This window comes from Yoonia sediminilitoris (assembly GCF_003058085.1).
GTDB classification, from domain to species: domain Bacteria; phylum Pseudomonadota; class Alphaproteobacteria; order Rhodobacterales; family Rhodobacteraceae; genus Yoonia; species Yoonia sediminilitoris.
This window is the reverse complement of the sequence record NZ_QBUD01000001.1, coordinates 828723-848259: the sequence shown is the minus strand read 5'-3', so window position 1 is coordinate 848259 and position 19537 is coordinate 828723. Positions and strand designations below refer to the sequence as shown.

14 protein-coding genes are annotated in these 19537 nt (G+C 57.2%); 5 read left to right on the top strand and 9 right to left on the bottom strand.

What is annotated here, in order from left to right; genetic code table 11:
• Nucleotides 1-18: 18 nt before the first annotated feature.
• From C8N45_RS04190 to C8N45_RS04170, 5 genes are all read right to left on the bottom strand, one after another.
• Complete coding sequence (locus C8N45_RS04190) at nt 19-1107, bottom strand: ABC transporter ATP-binding protein (protein WP_108384908.1); 1089 nt, start codon at nt 1105-1107, stop codon at nt 19-21.
• Between the two features lie 13 nt (nt 1108-1120).
• Nucleotides 1121-2767 (bottom strand): alpha-glucosidase, encoded by a 1647-nt coding sequence (locus C8N45_RS04185; RefSeq protein ID WP_108384907.1) that lies wholly within the window; start codon nt 2765-2767, stop codon nt 1121-1123.
• An 11-nt stretch (nt 2768-2778) separates the two neighbouring features.
• Complete coding sequence (locus tag C8N45_RS04180) at nt 2779-3957, bottom strand: carbohydrate ABC transporter permease (protein WP_108384906.1); 1179 nt, start codon at nt 3955-3957, stop codon at nt 2779-2781.
• 1 nt (nt 3958) lies between these two features.
• The gene (locus C8N45_RS04175) at nt 3959-5173 is read right to left on the bottom strand and encodes a carbohydrate ABC transporter permease (protein ID WP_108384905.1); all 1215 of its coding nucleotides are present in this window, start codon (nt 5171-5173) and stop codon (nt 3959-3961) included.
• 109 nt (nt 5174-5282) lie between these two features.
• A complete protein-coding gene (locus C8N45_RS04170; protein WP_108384904.1) occupies nt 5283-6569 on the bottom strand; it encodes an ABC transporter substrate-binding protein in 1287 nt (428 codons plus the stop codon).
• A 259-nt stretch (nt 6570-6828) separates the two neighbouring features.
• On the opposite strand from C8N45_RS04170, the gene C8N45_RS04165 reads away from it, so the two are divergent.
• From C8N45_RS04165 to C8N45_RS04155, 3 genes are read left to right on the top strand one after another with little or no spacing between them, the layout of a single operon-like run.
• Nucleotides 6829-7860, top strand: coding sequence for a LacI family DNA-binding transcriptional regulator (locus tag C8N45_RS04165; protein ID WP_108385159.1), 1032 nt, complete (start codon nt 6829-6831; stop codon nt 7858-7860).
• Between the two features lies 1 nt (nt 7861).
• Nucleotides 7862-9184: a GH1 family beta-glucosidase gene (locus C8N45_RS04160; protein WP_108384903.1), complete on the top strand. Its 1323-nt coding sequence runs from the start codon at nt 7862-7864 to the stop codon at nt 9182-9184.
• Nucleotides 9185-9195: 11 nt separating this feature from the next.
• The gene (locus tag C8N45_RS04155; protein ID WP_108384902.1) at nt 9196-10176 is read left to right on the top strand and encodes a glucokinase; all 981 of its coding nucleotides are present in this window, start codon (nt 9196-9198) and stop codon (nt 10174-10176) included.
• 74 nt (nt 10177-10250) lie between these two features.
• Here the strand turns inward: C8N45_RS04155 and C8N45_RS04150 are convergent, their stop codons facing one another.
• The 3 genes from C8N45_RS04150 to guaB all read right to left on the bottom strand — a co-directional run bounded on the left by C8N45_RS04150 (nt 10251) and on the right by guaB (nt 15278).
• A complete protein-coding gene (locus C8N45_RS04150; protein WP_311135879.1) occupies nt 10251-12329 on the bottom strand; it encodes an ATP-binding protein in 2079 nt (692 codons plus the stop codon).
• Nucleotides 12330-12665: 336 nt separating this feature from the next.
• Complete coding sequence (locus C8N45_RS04145) at nt 12666-13826, bottom strand: RsmB/NOP family class I SAM-dependent RNA methyltransferase (protein WP_108384900.1); 1161 nt, start codon at nt 13824-13826, stop codon at nt 12666-12668.
• A 3-nt stretch (nt 13827-13829) separates the two neighbouring features.
• Complete coding sequence (gene guaB, locus C8N45_RS04140) at nt 13830-15278, bottom strand: IMP dehydrogenase (protein ID WP_108385158.1); 1449 nt, start codon at nt 15276-15278, stop codon at nt 13830-13832.
• A 122-nt stretch (nt 15279-15400) separates the two neighbouring features.
• Between guaB and C8N45_RS04135 the strand changes: the two genes are divergently transcribed.
• Both C8N45_RS04135 and C8N45_RS04130 read left to right on the top strand, forming a co-directional pair.
• A complete protein-coding gene (locus tag C8N45_RS04135) occupies nt 15401-16093 on the top strand; it encodes a hypothetical protein (protein ID WP_108384899.1) in 693 nt (230 codons plus the stop codon).
• Nucleotides 16094-16187: 94 nt separating this feature from the next.
• A complete protein-coding gene (locus C8N45_RS04130) occupies nt 16188-18227 on the top strand; it encodes an ASKHA domain-containing protein (protein ID WP_108384898.1) in 2040 nt (679 codons plus the stop codon).
• A gap of 16 nt (nt 18228-18243) precedes the next feature.
• Here the strand turns inward: C8N45_RS04130 and C8N45_RS04125 are convergent, their stop codons facing one another.
• Nucleotides 18244-19440: an Aq_097 family APC-type transporter gene (locus tag C8N45_RS04125; protein WP_108384897.1), complete on the bottom strand. Its 1197-nt coding sequence runs from the start codon at nt 19438-19440 to the stop codon at nt 18244-18246.
• Between the last annotated feature and the right edge of the window lie 97 nt (nt 19441-19537).

Sequence of the window (19537 nt, the reverse complement as noted above, 5' to 3'; positions counted from 1 at the left end):
CTGACTTCAGGAAGCGCATTAGCGGTAATATAGCGACTGCCCATTGTGGAAAATCTGCACCTTTTCGGGCGCGGCGTTCAACCGCACCTTCTGCCTGCGCAGATCGTTGTGGATGCCGGGCAGTTTGCCGATGACTGCGTCATTGTCGCCAACCCGGTCAAAATACAGCAAGGTTACTTCGCCAAGGGCCTCGGTGATATTGACAGTCCCCTCGTACAGATACGCGCCATCGGCAGTGACCAGATCTTCGGGGCGCACGCCGACGTTGACCTTGAGCCCCTTGTCGGCCACTTGCGTTGGAACAGATGACACAGCCGTACCGCCGCCATCCAGCTTGACTGTGGTCATGTCGCCGGTTTCGACGATCTCACCGGAAAGCAGGTTCATCGCGGGCGATCCGATGAACTGGGCCACAAACTCGTTTTCCGGGCGCTCGTAAAGTTCAAGCGGCGTGCCGACCTGTGCAATGCCTTTGTTCGCCAAAACAACAATCCGGGTGGCCAGCGTCATGGCTTCGACCTGATCGTGTGTCACATAGATCATTGTGCTGTCGGGCATCGATTCCTTGAGTTGAGCAATTTCGATCCGCGTGGCCACCCGTAAGGCGGCATCAAGGTTGGACAGGGGTTCATCAAACAAATAGACCTTGGGATCGCGCACGATCGACCGACCGATGGCCACACGCTGGCGCTGCCCGCCTGACAGGGCTTTGGGCAAACGGTCCAGATATTCATCCAGTTGCAAAATCTTGGCAGCCCGGTTTACGGCCTCTTCAATCTCGGCAGGGGATTTCTTGGCCAGTTTGAGGGCAAATGACATGTTTTCACGCACGGTCATGTGCGGATAAAGGGCGTAGGACTGGAACACCATCGCGATACCACGTTGCGCGGGTGGGACATCATTCACAACCTGCCCGTCGATCTGCAACTCGCCGCCCGTGATCTTTTCAAGGCCGGCGATCATGCGCAGCAGCGTGGACTTGCCGCAACCGGACGGGCCAACGAACACAATCAATTCGCCCTTCTTGATGTCCAGATTGATATGTTTGAGGACATCCACAGTGCCCCCATATGTCTTTGCGACATCCGTCAGTTTCAGATCAGCCATGTCTCACTCCCCTTTATATCTTTTGGGCAAGGCAAATCTGCCAAGGCCCCAAATGCAACCTGCCATCAGCAGATGCAATTGCGCTGCCAAGCTCGGACCCTATTGGCTCCCAGTCCCCTTCCGGCAGATCAAAATCCGACGGCGTGTCGCTTAGATTAAACGCACAAAAAATCGTTTCCGCCCTGTCTATGCGCTTGAAGTGGAGCACATCGCCAGTTGCCGCCAAATCTGCATGATCGCCGCGCGACAAAGCACTGTGCGCATGGCGAAAGGCAATCGCCTTGCGGTAATGGTGTAGTAACGCGCCCGGATCATCCTCTTGCAGCGCGACTGACAAATTCAGATGCTCGGTCGCAACAGGCAGCCATGGCCGGGACATTGAAAATCCGCCGTTCTGGTTGCTGGGCTCCCAGACCATCGGGGTGCGGCAACCGTCGCGGCCCTTGAATTCAGGCCAGAATTCAATGCCGTAGGGGTCCTGCAAGTCCTCGAAGGCGACGTCAGCCTCTGGCAGGCCCAGTTCTTCGCCTTGGTAAAGGCAGACCGACCCGCGCAAGCACAAGATTAAGGTCGCATACATCCGCTGTGCGCCGGGCGGCAGGTCCCAGCGTGTCGCGTGTCGCATCACATCGTGGTTGGAAAAGGCCCAGCAGGCCCAGCCATCGGCAGCGACCTCATCAACCTGTTTAAGAACAGACACAAAACGGTCCGCCGTTGGTTGGTCTTTCGCCAGAAATTCAAAGGCGTAGCACATCTGCATCAGATCATCGCCAGCCGTGTACTGGCCCATAATCTCAAGCCCGCGTTGGGCATCGCCGACTTCACCAACAGCAGCGGCGCCAAAGGGCTCCATCACGGCGCGCAGCTTGCGCAGAAATACAAGGTTTTCCGGCTGGTTCTTGGAATAAAGATGTTCCTGATGGTTATAGGGATTCACCGAAGGAGCGATAGTTGCGTTGCGCTTTTCGGGGGGCAACGGGGGGTTGTCACGGAGTTGCGCATCGTGGATGTAAAAGTTGATCGTATCAAGCCGGAACCCGTCACAACCACGGTTCAGCCAGAACCGCGCCACATCCAGCAATGCCTCTTGCACGGCAGGTTCGTGAAAGTTCAGGTCAGGCTGCGCCACGAGAAAATTGTGCAGATAATATTGCTCGCGCCGTGCATCCCAATGCCAGGCAGAGCCGCCAAAGATTGACAACCAGTTGTTGGGGGGCGTCCCATCCGGTTTTGGGTCCGACCAGACGTACCAGTTGGCCTTTTCATTGTCGCGCGACTCGCGACTCGTTTCAAACCACGGGTGTTGATCGCTGGTATGGCTTAACACCAGATCAATCATGACGCGCACATCAAGCCTGTGGGCGGTTTCGACCACGGCGTCAAAATCGGCCAGATTGCCAAACATCGGGTCCACATCACAATAGTCGCTGACGTCATAGCCAAAGTCCTTCATCGGCGACATGAAGAATGGCGATATCCAGATCGCATCAACCCCCAGCGATGCGATATAGGGCAAGCGCTGCACAATACCGCGCAAATCCCCGATCCCGTCGCTATTGCTGTCCTGAAAGCTGCGCGGGTATATCTGATAGATCACCGCCCCACGCCACCAATCACCGTTCGGAGCTAAAGTTTGCGCCGGAATTGCTGACAATGTCATTGGTCTTTTCCTTATTTGACGGAGCCGGCCAACAAGCCGCGCACCAGATATTTCTGCATGGCGAAGAACACCACCAGCGGCACCGAAATGGATACAAAGGCCGCCGTCGCAAGGATTTCCCAGTTGCCGCCACGCGTTCCCAGCAGTTCGACAATCTGGTTGGTCATAACGGTGGTCTGGCCCGTCGCATCAATCAAGAACACCTTGGCCACAAGCAGATCGTTCCATGTCCACAGGAACTGGAAAATCGCAAAAGACGCAAGTGCCGGGAATGACAGCGGCAGAATGATCTTGGTGAATATCTGAAAGTCGGTGGCGCCGTCTACCTTGGCGTTTTCGATGATGTCACGGGGCAACCCGACCATATAGTTGCGCAAAAGATAAATCGCGAGCGGTAGCCCAAAGCCGGTGTGCGCCATCCAGGTGCCCAGATAGCCTTTGCCAATGCCGATTTCGAGGTGCAGACGCAGCAGCGGGATCAAGGCCAGTTGCAGCGGTACAACCAGCAAGCCGACGACACAGGCAATCAGCAACGCACGGCCCGGAAAGTCCATCCATGCCAGCGCATAGGCGGCAAAGGCCGCGATCACAATTGGAATTATGGTGGCAGGAATCGTCACGGTCAGCGTGTTGAAAAACGCCTTGGCCATACTGTCGGTTGTGTTGCCACTGATCAGAACGGTCTCATAGTTTTCGGTCGTGAATTCTGGCGGCGTTGTCGCAGTCACAAAGGCACGTTGCCCACGACCAGACAATTCTGTTGGACTGGTCCAGACGTAGTCGCCATTGACCTCAACTGTGATCTGCTCTCCGTCGCCCAGATCGGCGGTTTCACCTGGTTGATAGGCGGCAATATCGCGGCTGGACGTGCCCCAGATACTGATTGTCGCTTCGCTCTCGGCGGCGGAATCTGCGTCTCCTTCGACGACAAACAGGTTGCCGCTGACGGTATAAACCCCATCAATCAGCTGTTGTACGCCCTCGTCATCTGGGTCGGCCGTACGCAGCGTCAGGTTCTGTTCCGTCGGAAACAGCGATTGCCACCAGCCAGAGCTGGCGATTTGGTCTGACGTGCGAAAGGACGACACCAACAGGCCAACGGTCGGGAAAAGCCACAACAACACCAGCGCCAGCGCCGAAAGTTGTACAATCCAGCTCAGGGCGGACTTGCTTCCAGCAATGTTTTCCATTTTAGCGCATCTCCTTGCGGGCGTTATAGACGTTCCAGATCAGGATCGGGGACACCAGCAGCATGATCATCATTGCACTGGCCGAACCCACACCCCAATCGAGCGCGACAAACAGCTGGTTATACATGTAGTTTGCCAGAACCTGTGTACCCCACTGCCCGTTGGTCATCGCGAAAACGATGTCAAAGACCTTAAGGACAACAAGCGTAATCGTGGTCCAGACCACCACAATGGTCCCCGAGATCTGCGGCATCTTGATTTTGAAGAATACCTGAAAGGGATTGGCCCCATCGACAATCGCGGCCTCAACCGTTTCTTCGGGGATGCCGCGCAGCGCGGCCGACAGGATCACCATGGCAAATCCGGTCTGGATCCAGATCAGAACCATCATCAACAAGAAAGAGTTCCATCCCGGCATCGTCAGCCAGTTTTGCGGTACGCCGTAGTCAAATTCATTTGTGAACGCGCCATATGCAAGGCGCAAGAAAGCGTAGGCGAAATAGACCATCAGCAAAATGCCGATTGATCGCAAGAACGCCCCACCCTTTTCCTTGATCGCAACGCCTTGGCCGTAGGCAATGAAAAGCGCCAGCGCGGCCCCCGAAATCAACAAAAGCCCCGGCAAAAGCCGCAAAATCAGGAACGACCCGACACCGCCTTCGAATTGCAGCCAGACGGCATTCATCACGCCGATCTGGGCCTGATCAACGGGGCGCGTATCATAGATCAGCTTAAAGATAACTGCAGCACCGACAAAGGAAATCGCCATCGGCATAAAGATCAGGGATTTGGCAAAGCTACCCCATTTGATCCGGTCAGTCAGTTGTGCCGCCAACAAGCCAAAGGCAGTTGACGCTGCAGGCACGATCAGCAACCAAAGCATGTTGTTGCGCATCGCTTCCCAGAACTTGGGGTCATCCGCCATCTGGCGATAGTTGGCAAAGCCGACAAAGGCACCGTCCTGATTGCGGTCCGTCAGCGAAAACCAAAGCGTCGCAAATACCGGATAAGCAAGATACAGGCCCAATGCGATCATGGCTGGGGCCAGAAACAGCCAGGGCCGGACCATGTTGGCACGGTTGATATTGCGCCCGGCGTTCTCGCCTTTGGCGGGGAACAGCACATGATCAAGAAACTGGTTGGAGAGGTAGAAATAGGCGATGCATCCGCCCACGCCAATGACAATGGTCACAAGACCCAGTAATGCGGCATCCATAGCGCGCTCCTCCCCGTTATTTTATGGTAGTTAAGACGATGAACATCCACCGTGTCCATCACCAATTGTGCCCCCGGCAAAAACCGGAGGCACATAAAACGCGTCGTGATTACTTAAGTGCGTCCCAGGCGTTTTGTACGCCGGTTGCGACCTCGGCAGCATCCTTGCCACCGACATAATCAACCATACCTGTCCAGAACGCGCCGGCGCCGACCCCGCCAGGCATCAGGTCCGACCCGTCAAAGCGGAAAGTCGTCGCACCCAGCAGAATGTCATTCAGACCGCGTGAGGTATCGTCGATGAACTTGGAGGTATCAACGCCCTTGTGTGGTGTGAGGAAGCCACCATAGGACATCCAGACTTCGTGGGCTTCGGGCTGACGCAGGAAGGTGATCAGTTCCTGTACACCTTCGCCGGGGTTGGTGATCGCAAACAATGTGCCAGCACCCAGAACCGGGGAGCCAAGGTCTTTGCTCTCATAGGACGGGAAGTAGAAGAAATCGACGTCTTCGCCAATTTCAGTGCCTTCGGGGAAGAAGGCCGGAATGAACGATGCCTGACGGTGCATGTAGCACTGTGGCGGGCTTGAAAACATGCCCTTGGGGCTATCGCGGAAGTCTGTCGTCGCAACAGCACCGGCACCACCGGCAACATAATCATCATTGCGTGCAAATGCGCCGAACTCTTCAATCGCGGCAATGATTTCAGGTGAATCAAATGCCAGTTCGTTTGTAACCCAGGCGTCATAGATTTCCGGTGGCTGCGTGCGCAGCAGCATATCCTCGACCCAGTCGGTCGCCGGCCAGCCCGTTGCAGCGCCTGAACCCAGACCGATACACCAAGGTGTGCCACCATCGGCAACGATCTGATCAGAAAGCGCCTTGAGCTCTTCCATGGACTGCGGAATCTCGTAGCCCGCATCTTCAAAGTTCTCGGGGCTGTACCAGACCAGAGATTTCAGATCGACACGGAAGAACATGCCGTAAAGCTGCGGATCGCCGTTTTCATCAGGATATGTGCCCAGATCAACCCAAGACGGACCTGCTGCATAATTTTCAGCGATCCATTCGGCAGAGCCCTCTTCCAATGGTGTCAAGAACCCGCGCGATGCAAGGTCGGCAGCCAGACCCGGCTGTGGGAAGACAGAAATATTGGCGGCAGAGCCAGACTCAGCGTCGATAACGACCTGCTGCTCAAAGCTGTCCGAACCCACATAGCTGACTTCTGCGCCTGTCTGTGCTTCGAAGATATCGAAGATCTCGTTGACGATCTCGGCTTCGGGGCTCAGCCATGTGCCTGACACAGTGATCTGCACGCCGGACAGATGTCCTTCAGCAGCCGCCGCACCAGCGGACAGGGCAAGCGCCGCAACACCCGCATAGAGTTTCGTTTTCATTAAGTTACCTCCCAAGCGCGATTTTTTTCGCGTGCATTACATTTTCACCAAGGCTTCGCGCAGATTCACCATCAATGGAATCATAGCCAAAGCGCTTTGGCTGCCTTACAGTCGTCGAACTAAGGGTAGCTGTCAACAGGATCAATAATCCAAAAAACGCTTGGCGATCCCCGTTTTTGACGCTACTGAAACGATTACGAAGATAAAACAGCGCACTTTGCCGCACCTTCGGCACCCTGCAAATATCAAGACAGGTCAGATGAACCTTAAGGAACTATCGCAAAAACTGGGGCTCAGCCAAACCACGGTCAGCCGGGCGCTGAACGGCTATCCCGAAGTAAGTGCTGCCACCCGCAAGCGGGTTCAGGAAGCCGCGAAAGCTTCCAACTATCGCCCTAGCACACGGGCCAAAGGGCTCGCGACCGGCAAAGCGCTGACCATCGGTCATGTCATCCCCGTGTCCAGCAAGCACGAGATAGTGAACCCCGTTTTTGGTGATTTCATCGCTGGCGCCAGCGAAACCTACGCCCGCAATGGCTATGAAATGCTCTTGTCCATCGTCGATGATGCGCAAGAGGAACAAATCTACCGCGGGATGAAATCAAGACAATCGGTCGATGGCGTTATCGTGCATGGCCCAAAGATGAATGATCTGCGGATCGGGCTTCTGAGCGATCTGGGGCTGCCTTTTGCCGTCCACGGACGCGCGTCGGGCTGTGATATCCCCTATACTTGGCTCGACATGAACAATCGACAGGCGTTTGAACGGGCGACGCGCTATCTGCTGGAGCTAGGGCATCGGCGGATCGGCCTGATCAACGGGCTGGAAGAAATGGACTTCGCTTACCGTCGTCGCAACGGCTACATTGCTGCTCACAGGTCGTATGGCATCGCGACTGATCCACAGCTGATGCGGTCTGACGAAATGACCGAAGCTTTTGGCTATGAATCAAGCCGCGATATGCTGCGGCAGGCAAATCCGCCAACGGCCATTATCGTGTCATCCCTGATCTGCGCGCTGGGTGCCCGACGTGCAGTCGAGGAACATGGGCTGACGATGGGAAAGGACGTGTCAATCGTGTCCCATGACGATGTCTTTTCCTATCTTCAGAATGGCAATGCCACGCCAATTTTCACTGCCACGCGGTCATCGGTCCGTGATGCGGGGCGGCAATTGGCCGAAATGCTGCTGAACGTCATACGTAACCCCACAGCGCCGCCCCGGACTGTCTTGCTCGACGCTGAACTTGTGATAGGCGGCTCAACCGGGCCTGCCCCCCGAAAGGATTAATATGGATTTCAAACGTGCTGATTTTCCAGAAGGTTTTACCTTTGGAGCTGCGACCGCCGCCTACCAGATCGAAGGCCACCAGTTCGGCGGCGCCGGACCTTGCCATTGGGATACCTTTGCCGCCGTGCAGGGCAATGTGATCCGCAACGAAGACGGGGCCATCGCCTGCGATCACTATCATCGCTACGCCGAAGATCTTGATCTGCTCAAAGATGGCAACATGGATGCCTACAGGTTTTCGACATCGTGGGCACGGGTGATGCCTGACGGGCGCTCCATCAATCCTGATGGGCTGGATTTCTACGACCGGCTGACCGATGCCATACTTGAACGCGGGTTGAAGCCGTTTCAAACACTGTACCACTGGGAGTTACCCTCGGCTCTGGCGGATATTGGCGGTTGGGCAAATCGTGACACGGTCAAATATTTCGGCGATTTTACCGACGTCATTACCGACAGGATCGGAGATCGCATGCATGCGATTGCCACTGTCAATGAACCTTGGTGCGTGGCGTTTCTGTCGCATTTTCTGGGGCATCACGCGCCCGGTCTGCGCGACTTGCGGGCAACCGCCCGCGCAATGCACCACATTATGCTGGCGCACGGCGAAGCGATGAGCCGGATGCGCGCCAAAGGTATGGACAACTGCGGCATCGTTTTGAACTTCGACCACACTTCGCCCGCCGAAGACACGCCCCAAGCCGCTGCGGCCGCCAATTTGCAGGACGCTATCAATAATCGCTGGTTCATCGAAGCGGCCACCAAGGGCACCTACCCTGCCGAAGTGCTGGCCGGGTTCGGCAGCCATATGCCGGAAGGCTGGCAGGATGATATGGCGCAGATCAGCCAGCCCATGGATTGGCTCGGCGTCAATTACTATACCCGCCACAAGATGCTGCATGACCCCAAAACTGCGTGGCCGCATCTGAAGGCCATCGACGGTGTCCTGCCCAAAACCCAGATGGGCTGGGAAATCTATCCTGATGGGCTGCACCATTTCCTGACTCGCCTAGCGCAGGATTACGTCGGGGATCTGCCGATCTTTGTAACCGAAAACGGCATGGCCTGGGAGGACACGGTCGAAAACGGTGCTGTTTATGATCCCGAGCGGACGGCGTTCGTATCCGATCATATGCTGGCGACAAAGCGTGCCATCGCAGATGGTGCAAATGTGCAGGGTTTCTTTTACTGGTCGTTGCTGGACAACTACGAATGGGCCTTTGGCTATGAAAAGCGGTTCGGCATGATACATGTGGACTTCGAAACGCAGAAACGGACACCCAAGGCGTCCTACCACGCACTCAAGGCGGCAATCGCCCGATAAGGACGGCAACAATGGCCCATCCAAAAAATGCCTATGCAATTGTCGCGGATATCGGCGGCACCAACACCCGTGTCGCGCTCGCCGACGGGCTGACACTGGTCGACGGGACCATCCGGCGTTATCGCAATCGTGAATTTCCGGGGCTGGAAGCGGTGATCAAACGCTACATCGCCGATGAGAATAACGTGGACCCGATCGGGGCCTGTGTGGCGGTGGCGGGCCCCGTGCGCGATGAACGCGCGACGATGACCAATCTTGACTGGACCATCGACAAGGACACGCTGACCCGTGCGACGCGCGCCGAGCATGTGGCAATCCTCAATGACCTACAGGCACAAGGGCACGCGTTGGGGCATATTGATCCTGCGAATGTGCGCAGCATCATCAGCGGACCAGAGCCGCAACCCAATGCTGCGAAACTGGTCATCGGCGTCGGTACCGGTTTCAATGCGGCCCCCGTCTTTGACCTCAAATCCGGCCGTGTTGTCACACCGTCCGAAAGCGGACACGCTAACCTGCCCATTCGCAACGCGCGCGAACTGCAACTGTGCGAGTTTGTTTCCACCGCGCATGGGTTCCCTGCTGTAGAAGATGTACTGTCGGGGCGCGGGCTCGAGCGTGTCTATGCGTTCTTGGGGCAGGAAGCCGGTGATCCGCGTGAATGTGCCGCGCAAGACATCATGACCGCCTGTGCATCCGGTGATGATGAACGCGCGGTCGAAGCGGCCCGGCTTTTCACGCGGATTCTGGGTACAGTGTGCGGCAACCTTTCGCTGATACAGCTTCCCTTTGGCGGGGTCTATCTGGTGGGCGGTGTTGCACGCGCATTTGCCCCGCATCTTGTAAATTTTGGCTTTGTGGATGCGTTCAAGGACAAAGGCCGATTTGCTGGCTTCATGAACAACTTTGCCGTCCATGTGATAGAAGATGACTATGCCGCACTGACCGGGTCAGCCGCCCATCTACAAGGCCTGCACGCTCAGGGCGGGTGATGGATCAAGATCCATCTTACGGTCTGGGTGCTGTTGCTCGCTGAATGTGCCACGGCAATTCACGGCATGTGCCGCTATGCGTGCTCTTGAAGTTGCGCCTGAACGGTTTGCGTCAAGGCGTTCAAAGAAAAGGGTTTTGGCAAAAAGACCGAGTTCGGGATGCGCGATTGATCATCCCCGAAGGCGTCTTCGGCGTAACCGGACACAAAGACCACCTTTGTGTCCGGTCGGTCGGTCAACGCCTTGCGCACCCATGTCGGCCCGTCCAATCCGGGCATGATGACATCGGTTACAAAGATATCGACGGTCAGGTCATTATTCGACAAAAGTTCCAGCGCGGCTTCGGCGCAATCCGCTTCAAGGACAGTATAGCCACGCAGGCGCAGGGCCCGCGATGCAAATGCCCGCACAGGCGCCTCATCCTCAACCAGAAGCACCACGCCGTCCGCCTCGCTGCTCATTGGCTCGGGGCCAGGGGCCCGCATGTCCAGGGGCTCTGCCACCGGAAGATCATAGCTGGGGAACAGCAACGAAAATTGCGTGCCCTTGCCGACTTCGCTTTCGGCAAAGATATAGCCGCCGGTCTGTTTGACGATGCCGTAGGCAGTGGACAGTCCCAGGCCCGTGCCTTCGCCTGTGCGCTTGGTCGTATAGAAAGGCTCAAATATCTTAGGCAGTTTCTCAGGCGCAATCCCGAAGCCCTCATCAATCACTTTGACCATGACATACTCGCCCGGTGGCACGACTGCGCGGTCCTTGACCATCTGCGTTTTCATTAAAAGGTTGGAGGTGACGACCTGAATTTCGCCCCCCGACGGCATTGCATCCCGTGCATTGACCACCAGGTTCATCAGCACCTGCTCAAGTTGACGTTTGTCGGCCTTTATCTGTGACAAAGCGGGGTCATGGTTGAGGGATAGGGTTACTTTCTCGCCCACGAGCCTGTTCAGCAGGTGCGTCAAGTCAGACAGCGTGTCGCGCAGGTCAATGATTTCGGGTTGCAGGTTCTGCTTGCGCGAAAAGGCCAGCAACTGCCCGACAAGGCTTGCCGCCCGATTGGCATTTTGATGAATCTGGATCAGATCGCCGTAGTTCTGATCGCCCTCGTCATGGCGCAGAAGAAGCAGGTCGCAGTGACCCGATATTGCCGTCAGCAAGTTGTTGAAATCATGCGCAACCCCGCCGGCCAACTGCCCGATTGCCTGCATCTTCTGGCTTTGGACAAACTGCGCCTCGAGTGTCTTCAACTCGGTCACGTCGTTGAGAACCGCAATCAAATGTTTGTCAGCCCCCTCTCCCGAGATGTTCAGTGTGACCTGCACGAAGGTATCCTGATTGCCGCTGCGGCCACGCAGGAATTGCGAGATATTGCCGCCCCGCCCTTCAGCGGCTTCGCGCAGCCAGTCACTGATAGGACGCCCGAGCCCGTCCAGCATCTCGCCGATGCGCTGCCCGTCACGGTCGTCGATCTTGAGCAACAAGCGCGCCTCGCGGTTCGATGCGAGTACTTCTCCGTCGGGGGTGATCTTCATCAAAGGGACGGGCAAATCTTCGATCGCGTCCCAACCGGCATTGAAGAAGCGAGGGGTCTGTGCGGCAGTATCCGGGATCAGATATACGGCTGTTCCGCCGTTATCGAGCGCCAATTCGGCAATCACGGCGGTAATTTTGCCATTGGCCGTCTTGATCCTGTGTTGTTGCCCGGAACGCAGGGGCAGACTATCGACGATCTCACTCAATTTTTCCGGTCGCGCGCGGAGGAGCGCCTGGCATGCATCGTTGATCTGCACAATCCGGTTGTCGGCATCGACGATTATTGTGGGCAGGTGTCCACTGGTAAAACCATTGGCCAAAGGGAACCCTGCCGCTCCTGAGTCAATGATCCGCCACAAAAGCTTTGCATCAGGTAGCGGAGAAACGCTCAGCCTGAATTGGCCCCTTTGGGTGATAACATTTTCCTTGCCAGCCTCGCCAGAAGCGACCTTTTCAAGGAGTGTATCCAGAACTTTGTCAGGATCGGCCAGAATACGGCCAAACACGCCGCGTGCGGACTGTCCTGTCTGGCTGCCATACTGATCTGACGCAACATTGCTATGGGCTATCACCATGCCTTGCGGGTCGGTAACAAAGGTACAATCGACGTCGGACTCCACCAAGGACTGGTATCCGCTCTGCTTTTTTCCCAAGCCGATGTTGGGTTTTACCCAAGACTTCAAGCGCCAACCCGCCATGGCGCAGAAAATCCCACCCGCTGTGGCAAGGCCAATTTTCAATGCAAGTTGCGGTACAAAAACGCCCATGCAAAAGCAGACCATAGCAATTGCTAAGAAAATACCCGTAACTGGCATTGTTGACTGTCGCGAGGATGAAGGTAATTCAAACGATTGATCTGTCGGCACGTCCGTTCCCTCATTACACTGACTTGTCGAAGATTTACGCAGGAACGATTAACCAATCATTAAGTTTAAATGTCAAATGATTATGCAATCTTAAGTTGTTTTTTTGGTTTGCAGCACGCAAATGAAGAAACCGTCTCCGTCGGCGTCCGGCAATCGTTTCTCCTGCGAGACAATCTTCCAACTGCCGTCATTGTCGATGAAGGCGTTAACGATATCTTCGTTTTCCTTGCACAGAACTGAACAGGTCGCATAGGCAAGTAATCCCGAGGTGCAAGTCAAAGCAGCAGCAGCGGCCAATGCCTCTTTTTGCATCTGTCCAAGGTGGTCCAGATCGTCTTCTGTCAGGCGCCATTTTGCATCCGGGGTGCGTCGCCATGTTCCACTTCCCGAACAGGGGGCATCGCAGAACACGACGTCAAAATGGTCGGCATCCTGCAAGGCGTCTGTTGTCAAAATCTCAACCTTGGCACCAGCGCGTGCGGCACGGGCGGGAATGTCGGCCATGCGTCGGGCGTTGATGTCATGGGCAAAGATCTGCGCGTCATAGGCATCTGCGAAAGCAAGCGCCTTGCCGCCACCACCGGCACAATAGTCCAGAACCCGCGCACCGGGCTTGACCGGCACCCGGCCGATCGCCCATTGCGACGATGCATCCTGAAGTTCTACAAACCCGTCAACATATGCTTGCGAAAGCTTGATCCGCCTTGGATTGCTGCGCACGCGCAGCGCCGTATCCACGCCCGCAACCGGGGCCGCATCAATGTCATCGGCGGCCAATAGTCTGGCCGCATCAGCACGCGATGCACGGTTCAGATTGACCCGCAAAAAGACGGATGCGCGCGTTTGCTGCACAAGAGCGACTGCCTTTGCCTTGTCTCCAAGGCTGGCTTGCCACGCAGGCCACAGCCAGTCGGGCACGTCGCACGCAGCAGGCGTATCCAACGGCACGGGCGCGTCGCACTCATCATCGGCAAGCGCCGGTGGCGCATGACCCACACCATTGAACAGCGCTGCAAGATCATGACCATCGCGCCGCATCAGGGCAATCATCAGGCTGCGCCCGTCACCCTCCCCCAAAGATCGTTTCGCGCGCAGGACGTCAAAAACGTGGTCACGGATCGCCGCGCGGTCCTTGGACCCGGCAAAGCGGCTGGACCGCGCCCAGCCGGTCAATGCCTGCTCGGCGGGCACACCCGTCAATATCTGGTCCAGGATCGTGATCGCCGCCGCGACGCGCGCACCGGGGGTCATCGGTCAACCAATCCTGTAGTTGGGGCTTTCTCGCGTAATACGCACGTCATGCACATGGCTTTCTTGCAGGCCTGCACCGGTGATCTTGACGAATTTGCAGTTCGTGCGCATCTCGTCGACGGTGGCATTGCCGGTATAGCCCATTGCGGCGCGCAGACCGCCGACAAGCTGATGCACAACCGCACTGGCGGAGCCTTTGTAGGGCACCTGCCCTTCGATGCCTTCGGGCACCAGCTTGTCGCTTGCAGCGTCCTTCTGGAAATAACGGTCAGCCGAACCGCGCGCCATCGCACCCAGACTGCCCATCCCGCGATAGGACTTGAATGACCTGCCCTGATACAAGATCACCTCGCCCGGGCTTTCGTCGGTGCCCGCGATCATCGAGCCGACCATGGCGCAAGACGCACCCGCCGCAATCGCCTTGGCAAAATCACCCGAAAACTTGATACCGCCATCGGCAATCACAGGCACATCGCCCGCGCCCGCAACAGAATCCATGATCGCGGTCAACTGTGGTACGCCGACGCCTGCAACCATGCGTGTGGTGCAGATCGAACCGGGCCCGATACCGACCTTGACTGCGTCCGCACCAGAACCAATCAAGGCTTTGGCAGCCTCGCGCGTGGCAATGTTGCCGGCCACGATCTGGACCTCGTTCGACAGCATCTTGGCGCGTTCCACCGCTTTGGCGACCCCTTCGGAATGGCCATGGGCGGTGTCAATGACGATCAAGTCGACGCCTGCCTCGACCAGGGCAGCAGAGCGTTCAAAGCCCGCATCGCCAACACCAGAGGCCGCAGCGACCCGCAACCTGCCAAGATGGTCCTTGCAGGCAACAGGGTTCAGGACAGCCTGCTCACTGTCCTTGAGCGTCAGCAGACCAGTCAGCTTGCCCACTGCGTCCGTGACCAGCAGCTTTTCGATGCGGCGCGCCTTCATCAGGGACCGGGCCTCTTCCAGATCGGCAGGTTCGCGCAGGATCGCCAGATCGTCCGAGGTCATCATCACGCTGACGGGCGTCGCATCGTCTTCGGCAAAGCGCATGTCGCGGTTGGTGACGATGCCCAGCACCTTGCCGCCCTCGCCCACAACCGGAAAGCCGGTGATGCGGTAGCGATCCATCAGCGCCTTGGCATCGGCGAGTGTCTGATCCGGGGTCAGCGTAATCGGGTTATAGACAATCCCCGAGACAAAGCGTTTGACCCTGCGAATTTCCTCGGCCTGTGCTGCCACATCAAGGTTCTTATGAACTACACCAATGCCCCCGGCCTGTGCCATCGCTATCGCCATGCGGGCCTCGGTCACCGTATCCATCGCGCTGGACAGCAGCGGGATATTCATCGTGATCGATTTTGCAACACGGGTGCGGGTGTCTGCGGTCGATGGCAGCACGCTGGATGCGCCCGGAACCAGCAGAACATCATCAAAAGTAAGTGCCTCGCGAATCTCCATCATGCGTTCCTTTATGCTGGCCATCGTTGGCATCGCGCTATCGCATGGATCGCACATGCACGAAAGGGCAATCTGTGCCGAAAGGCTCTTGCAGGCCCGCACCAAGCAACGCAAGGTTCACCATGACCACCCACAGCCCACGCAAACTGACACCGTCGCCATGGCACATCGCCCTGCCCCGGATCGCGGTCCGCGTCATTTTGATCCTGGCTGCCGCCTATATGGTCAAGCTCGGGGTGGACTGGATCATGGCGCGGATTCACCTTTTAGAGGAAGAGGCCGCCGCAAGAGCGATGGTCGGGCTGATCCTGACTGCGCTGATCGCCTATGCGGTTCTGGTCGCCATCCCCTTTGTGCCCGGAATCGAACTGGGGGTGGGTCTGTTGGTGGTGCTGGGGGCCGACGTTGCGCCCTTTGTCTATCTCGCAACCGTTATTGGGCTTTCGACGGCCTTTCTGCTGGGGCAATCACTGTCGCTTGACTGGCTGCACCGCATGTTTGCCGATTTCCGCCTGATGCGCGCCTGCCGGATGCTTGAGCGGATTAAGCAGCAATCGCGCGAAGAACGTCTGGCCGACCTGACCGGGCGACTGCCCGTCTGGCTGTCCAAGCCGTTAATTGACTACCGCTATATCGCTATTGGACTGCTTCTGAACATGCCCGGCAACAGTGTCATTGGCGGCGGTGGCGGGATCATGCTTGTGGCTGGCATCACCCGGTTGTTCCAGACATTGGCCATGATCCTGACCATCGCGCTTGCCACCATGCCCGTGCCTTTGGCCGTCTGGCTGTTTGGGCGGGGGATTTTGGGCTGACCCATGCCGTTCTGCATATTCATTATGACGGATACGACCGTTCCAATCCCCCGCTGACAGTCTATGTATGCTGCGAAACATACGGGCCTTATCCATGAGCAAAGACCATCTTGTCATTTTCACACCGTCAGGAAAGCGCGGGCATTTTCCAACAGGGACACCGGTTCTGACAGCTGCGCGCCAGCTTGGCGTCGATCTGGACAGTGTTTGCGGCGGGCGCGGTATTTGTTCGAAATGCCAGATCACCCCGTCATACGGTGAATTTTCCAAACATGGGGTTACAGTTGCACCTGATGCGCTGACGCCGTGGAACGCCGTCGAAGCCCGCTATGATGACAAACGCGGGTTGAAAAAGGGGCGCCGTCTGGGGTGTCAGGCCACCGTGCAGGGCGATGTTGTTATTGATGTGCCCGCCGAAAGTCAGGTCCATAAACAAGTGGTGCGCAAGCGCGCCGAAGTCCGCGACATCATCATGAACCCGTCCACCCGGCTTTATTATGTCGAGGTGGCCGAACCGGATATGCACGACCCTTCTGGCGATCTTGAGCGGCTGACAGCCGCCCTGCGGCGCGACTGGGACCTGCCCCATCTTGAGGCTGATCTTGGCGTGTTGACGACCTTGCAGGCGGCCCTGCGCAAGGGCGAATGGAAAGTCACCGTAGCAATCCATCTGGGCGATGCGGTCTTTAGCCCCCGGATCATTTCCATCTGGCCGGGCTTTTACGAAGGCACGATCTATGGGCTGGCTATTGATCTGGGATCCACCACCATTGCGGGCCACCTGTGTGACCTGCAAACCGGCGAAGTCATTGCCTCTTGCGGGATGATGAACCCGCAAATCCGCTTTGGCGAAGACCTCATGAGCCGGGTCAGCTATGGCATGATGAATCCAACGGGTGCCGCCGAAATGACGACGGCGGTACGTGACGGTATGAACGCGCTGTTCGATCAAATCACAGGCGAAGCAGAGATTGACCGTCAACTGATTGTGGATGCGGTTTTCGTGTGTAATCCGGTCATGCACCATCTGTTCCTCGGGATTGACGCATACGAACTCGGTCAGGCCCCGTTTGCGCTGGCCACCTCCGATGCCATTTCACTAAGAGCGAGCGAGTTGGACCTGAACCTGCATCCGGCGGCCCGCATCTATCTGCTTCCTTGCATTGCGGGCCACGTGGGGGCTGATGCGGCAGCGGTCGCCCTGTCAGAGGCGCCCGACAAATCCGAAGACCTTGTTTTGATTGTGGATGTCGGCACCAATGCCGAGATTCTGCTGGGCAACCGCGAAAAGGTGCTGGCCTGTTCATCACCCACCGGCCCCGCCTTTGAAGGGGCGCAAATCACCAACGGGCAGCGGGCTGCACCGGGCGCAATCGAGCATGTGCAGATCGACCCTGTGACCAAGCTACCGCGTTTTCAGGTGATCGGGTCCGACCTGTGGTCTGACGAAGATGGTTTTGACGCGGCAATCGCACAGACCGGGATAAGCGGCATTTGTGGGTCCGGCATTATCGAGGTCATCGCCGAAATGCGCATGGCTGGCATTCTGGATGGACCCGGCCTGATCGGATCAGCCGAACAAACCGGCAGCCCCAACTGCTTTCCCGATGGGCGGACCCATTCCTACCTGCTGTTCGACGGCACCGCACATGGCGGCCCGAAAATCGCGGTCACAAATACCGACGTGCGACAAATCCAGATGGCCAAGGCCGCCCTCTATTCAGGTGCGCGCTTGCTGATGGATAAATTCGGGGTCGATAAGGTGGACCGCGTGGTGCTGGCCGGTGCCTTTGGTGCTCATATCAGTCCCAAACACGCAATGGTACTGGGCATGATCCCCGACGTGCCACTGGACAAGGTGACAAGTGCGGGCAATGCTGCGGGGACCGGTGCGCGGATCGCATTGCTAAACACTGACGCGCGGCGGGAAATCGAAACGCTCGTCCATAAGATCCACAAGGTCGAAACCGCCATCGAACCGCGTTTTCAGGAACATTTCGTCAATGCCTCTGCCATCCCCAACGCGGTAGAGCCGTTTCCGATTTTGAACAGCATCGTTCATTTGCCCAACGCCAAATTCAACAGCGGCGGCGACCGGCAAGGTCGCAGGTCACGGCGGGCGAGGACAGGCTAGGGTCAGGGCCCTAGCGCTATTCGACCGGCACCCCGAAAATGGCGATCACAAATCCAATCAGGGCCAAACTGGCAAAGAGCACGGCTTTGCCGGGGCTGGACCGCTGCGCCCATGCGCCAATGGTGGCGATGAGCGCTTGCAGCGCATAATAGACAGCAAAGGCGCGCGAGGCATAGCTGATGATCTCGAAAACGCTGAAAGCCCACGTCAGCCCAAGACCAACAGCCACCAACGCGGCATAACCGGCCCGTTCGGAGACCCGCCCGCCAGTCAGCTCCATGATCAGACCGCCAGAACCTCCGGTATCAGCCACGGCTGCACTGAACTGGGCGCTAATGGCAGCGGTAATCAAAAGCAGCGGTAAAATCGGGGCGACGATGGCCATCATGTCGATGATCGCCGTTTCGTCCAACACCAGCGTGCCCGGCGCAAACACATAGCTGAGCAAAAGCAGGTAGACCACGCAAATAGCCGTTGAAAGCCACTGCGCCACCTGCATGGAACGGACCCGCGTCATCGGGTCATATTCATTGCCCAGATAGCGCGATGTCTCGAACCCCTGAACCGTCACCAGCAGGCCCGCGACCATGGTCAGCGCTGGCCATCCGCTGACGACGGCGGGGTTGGCGCGCAATGCGTGGCCCGCCGCTTTTTCAAGAAAGTACCACCCCAGCGCGAACAACAGGCCCGCGATAATGGAAAGTTTCAGACCGACCGATAATTGCTCCATCCGCTCAAGCGCCCGAAACCCCTTGGACCAGCCGATCAACAGGATCAGGATCAGGACCATGCTGGTAATAAGCTTTGCATTCCGGGCGGTGTCCGCTTCGGTCTGGCTGACGGCAAACGCCCCCAAAAGGTTCAGGTAATAGGCAACAGACACGACATAGGCAAAGGCGAGCGCCCAGGACGCAAGCGTTTCAAGCCGGTCCTCAATCTTGCGGCGTGCCGTGCCATGCACCGCAAGCCGGATGATATTGAAACGGATCACGCTGCCAAAGCTGTAAGCCAGCAGGCACAGGATCACCATGATCGCAGGCGCATACTGCCCGAACGATGCATTCAGGACAGGCCCCAAAACCAGAAAACCACTGCCAATGATCGACGCCAGCGGTGTAATGGCTGCACGCCACAGCCGGGCGTTGGCCAATCTGGGATACATCAGCAGCGCGCCCGCGCAAAGCGTCACCAGAACAATCCAGACATTCAACATTTCAGACGACACATCACCTCGAAAAGAAAAATTAGGCGCACACTGGAGAGTGCACGTCGAGCTTCCTTTACAGAGCCATGATTAATCAGGCGATATC

Excerpts from the sequence above, each read along its gene's own strand:
- C8N45_RS04180 (WP_108384906.1), bottom strand. The coding sequence starts at position 3,957 with ATGGAAAACATTGCTGGAAGCAAGTCCGCCCTGAGCTGGATTGTACAA.
- C8N45_RS04170 (WP_108384904.1), bottom strand. The coding sequence starts at position 6,569 with ATGAAAACGAAACTCTATGCGGGTGTTGCGGCGCTTGCCCTGTCCGCT.
- C8N45_RS04175 (WP_108384905.1), bottom strand. The coding sequence starts at position 5,173 with ATGGATGCCGCATTACTGGGTCTTGTGACCATTGTCATTGGCGTGGGC.
- C8N45_RS04145 (WP_108384900.1), bottom strand. The coding sequence starts at position 13,826 with ATGACCCCCGGTGCGCGCGTCGCGGCGGCGATCACGATCCTGGACCAG.
- guaB (WP_108385158.1), bottom strand. The coding sequence starts at position 15,278 with ATGGAGATTCGCGAGGCACTTACTTTTGATGATGTTCTGCTGGTTCCG.
- C8N45_RS04135 (WP_108384899.1), top strand. The coding sequence starts at position 15,401 with ATGACCACCCACAGCCCACGCAAACTGACACCGTCGCCATGGCACATC.
- C8N45_RS04165 (WP_108385159.1), top strand. The coding sequence starts at position 6,829 with ATGAACCTTAAGGAACTATCGCAAAAACTGGGGCTCAGCCAAACCACG.
- C8N45_RS04125 (WP_108384897.1), bottom strand. The coding sequence starts at position 19,440 with ATGTTGAATGTCTGGATTGTTCTGGTGACGCTTTGCGCGGGCGCGCTG.
- C8N45_RS04155 (WP_108384902.1), top strand. The coding sequence starts at position 9,196 with ATGGCCCATCCAAAAAATGCCTATGCAATTGTCGCGGATATCGGCGGC.
- C8N45_RS04185 (WP_108384907.1), bottom strand. The coding sequence starts at position 2,767 with ATGACATTGTCAGCAATTCCGGCGCAAACTTTAGCTCCGAACGGTGAT.
- C8N45_RS04160 (WP_108384903.1), top strand. The coding sequence starts at position 7,862 with ATGGATTTCAAACGTGCTGATTTTCCAGAAGGTTTTACCTTTGGAGCT.
- C8N45_RS04130 (WP_108384898.1), top strand. The coding sequence starts at position 16,188 with ATGAGCAAAGACCATCTTGTCATTTTCACACCGTCAGGAAAGCGCGGG.
- C8N45_RS04190 (WP_108384908.1), bottom strand. The coding sequence starts at position 1,107 with ATGGCTGATCTGAAACTGACGGATGTCGCAAAGACATATGGGGGCACT.